Origin of the sequence: Gordonia sp. (in: high G+C Gram-positive bacteria), assembly GCF_049299075.1 — a bacterium.
Lineage (GTDB): Bacteria > Actinomycetota > Actinomycetes > Mycobacteriales > Mycobacteriaceae > Gordonia.
Map to the genome: position 1 here is coordinate 1 of NZ_JBAQWU010000024.1, position 2,220 is coordinate 2,220.

Annotated in this window: 2 protein-coding genes; both read left to right on the forward strand. The window is 64.2% G+C overall.

Translation table 11 applies throughout. The features are described from left to right. Positions 1 to 1,475 (forward strand): LCP family protein (locus WAW85_RS00905; protein WP_422557788.1); only part of this gene is annotated, 1,475 nt, incomplete at its 5' end. A 65-nt stretch (positions 1,476 to 1,540) separates the two neighbouring features. Beyond that, the coding region (gene phoU, locus WAW85_RS00910; protein ID WP_422557789.1) for a phosphate signaling complex protein PhoU at positions 1,541 to 2,220 on the forward strand (680 nt) is incomplete at its 3' end.

Sequence of the window (2,220 nt, forward strand, 5' to 3'; positions counted from 1 at the left end):
CCTGCGTCATGGTGCTGTTCGGCACCGGCTACATGTGGAACATCAAACGCGGCTGGGACGGCGCCTGGAATACCACCGCGGCCATCGACGGCAACGACCCGAACATTCGCAATAAAGGCGCCCAGCACGGCGATGAGACCTATCTGATCGTCGGCACCGATTCCCGCTTCGGCACAAACGCCCAGATCGGCGGCGGCGACACCACCACCATCGAGGGAATTCGCTCCGATACCATCCTGCTGGTCAATATTCCGGCCGACCGCAGCCGCGTGGTAGCGGTATCGTGGCCACGCGACCTCCAGGTCGACCGGCCCGACTGCGCAGAGTGGGATCCGGCCACGGGCGCCTTCGGTGCCGAGATACCCGCCGCTGAGGGCGTGAAGCTCAACAGCGTGTACGCCGTCGGCGGCCCGCCGTGCCTGGTGAAGACCCTCACCAAGATGAGTGGCCTGAACATCAACCACTTCATCGCGATGGACTTCGCGGGCTTCGAGAAGGTCGTGAACGCCATCGGCGGCGTTTACGTCTGTTCGACCGTGCCGCTCTATGACTACGAGCTCGGCTACATCCTGCGCCGCCCTGGTACCCAGAAGCTGACCGGCAAACGCGCCCTGAACTATGTTCGTGCGCGCAACATCTCGGCCGAGGGCAATGGTGACTACGGCCGTATCAAACGCCAGCAGCTCTTCATGTCCGCGCTGCTGCGGTCGACTCTGTCCAGCGATGTGCTGACCAATCCGACCAAGCTCAACAAGATCGTCAACACCTTCATCCAATACTCGACGGTCGACGGTGTGGACACTGATTCACTGATCCAACTCGCCAACTCCATGCAAGGCGTCGACGCCGGCCGGGTCACCTTCCTGACCATCCCGACGCAGGGCACCAGCGTCGACGGCGAGAACAACGAGATCCCGCGCACCGCAGACATCGACACCATCTTCAACGCGATCATTGAAGATAAGCCACTGCCCGGTGAGAAGCGCCAACCCGCCACGGAGAACACCGACGCCGGCGCGGCGACCACGGCGGCGGCGGCCCCCACCTTGGGCCAGACCGATGCCACCGCCCAATACCCGGCGAACGTCTCGGTGCGTGTGCTGAACGGCTCCGGCCAAACCGGCGTGGCCCGGTCCGTGATGGACCGGATGATCTCCTACGGATTCAACGTTCCCGGTATCGCCGATGCCTCCAACAATCGGCCGGACACCGTCGTTCGCTACGGACCGGGCGAGAAGGACTCGGCGGCCACCATCGCGAAGATGTTCCCGGGTGCCCGCATCCAGGAGGACCGCACCGTCAAGGCAGGCGTGGAAGTGATCTTGGGGGCGGATTATGCCGGATCGTCGGCGATTGAATCGCCGCCCACCCCGGGCAGCACAATTTCGGCGGGTCAGCTCCCCAAGGCGAACAGCAACAGCGACCTACCGAACGACCTCGCCGTGACCAACGCGGGCGACACCACCTGCTCCTGATCTGTTCACGCCGCCGTCACCCGCTGGTCGAGCTGCACCGGGTATCGCGCACGTACGATAGCCGCATGCGGGATGTTTATCGAGAGCAGATGGCCGCGCTCAACGCGCTGCTCGGCGAGATGTGCGAAACGGTCGGATATGCGATGGAGCGGGCCACCACGGCCCTCCTGGAAGGCGATCTGGAACTCGCCGAACAGGTGATCTCCGACCACGACACGCTGACCGAACGTTCGGCCCAGGCCGAGGAGATGGCCTTCGAGCTACTAGCTCTGCAGGCACCAGTAGCTGGCGATCTGCGGTCCATCGTCGGCGGTTTCCAGTTGGTCTCAGAGATCGATCGGATGGGCGCTCTGGCCTTGCACGTCGCCAAGGTCGCGCGCCGCCGCCATCCCGCCCGGGTCCTGCCCGAAGAGGTGTCTGGCTACTTCGTCGAGATGGGGCGCCTGGCGGTCGAACTTGCCGGCAATGCGCGCAAGGTGCTGGCCAGCCAGGACTACGAGGACGCCATCGCCCTGATGGAGGACGACGATGCGATGGACGATCTACACCGACACTTGTTCACCGTGATGATGGACCGTGACTGGGAGCATGGTGTGGCGTCCGCCGTCGACGTCACCCTCCTCGGCCGCTACTACGAGCGCTACGCCGACCACGCGGTCTCCATCGCCCGCAGAGTCGTCTTTCTGGTGACCGGCGAGTATGACGTCGAAGCCGAGTCCTCGCACGAGGACGTCGAAGACCTCGT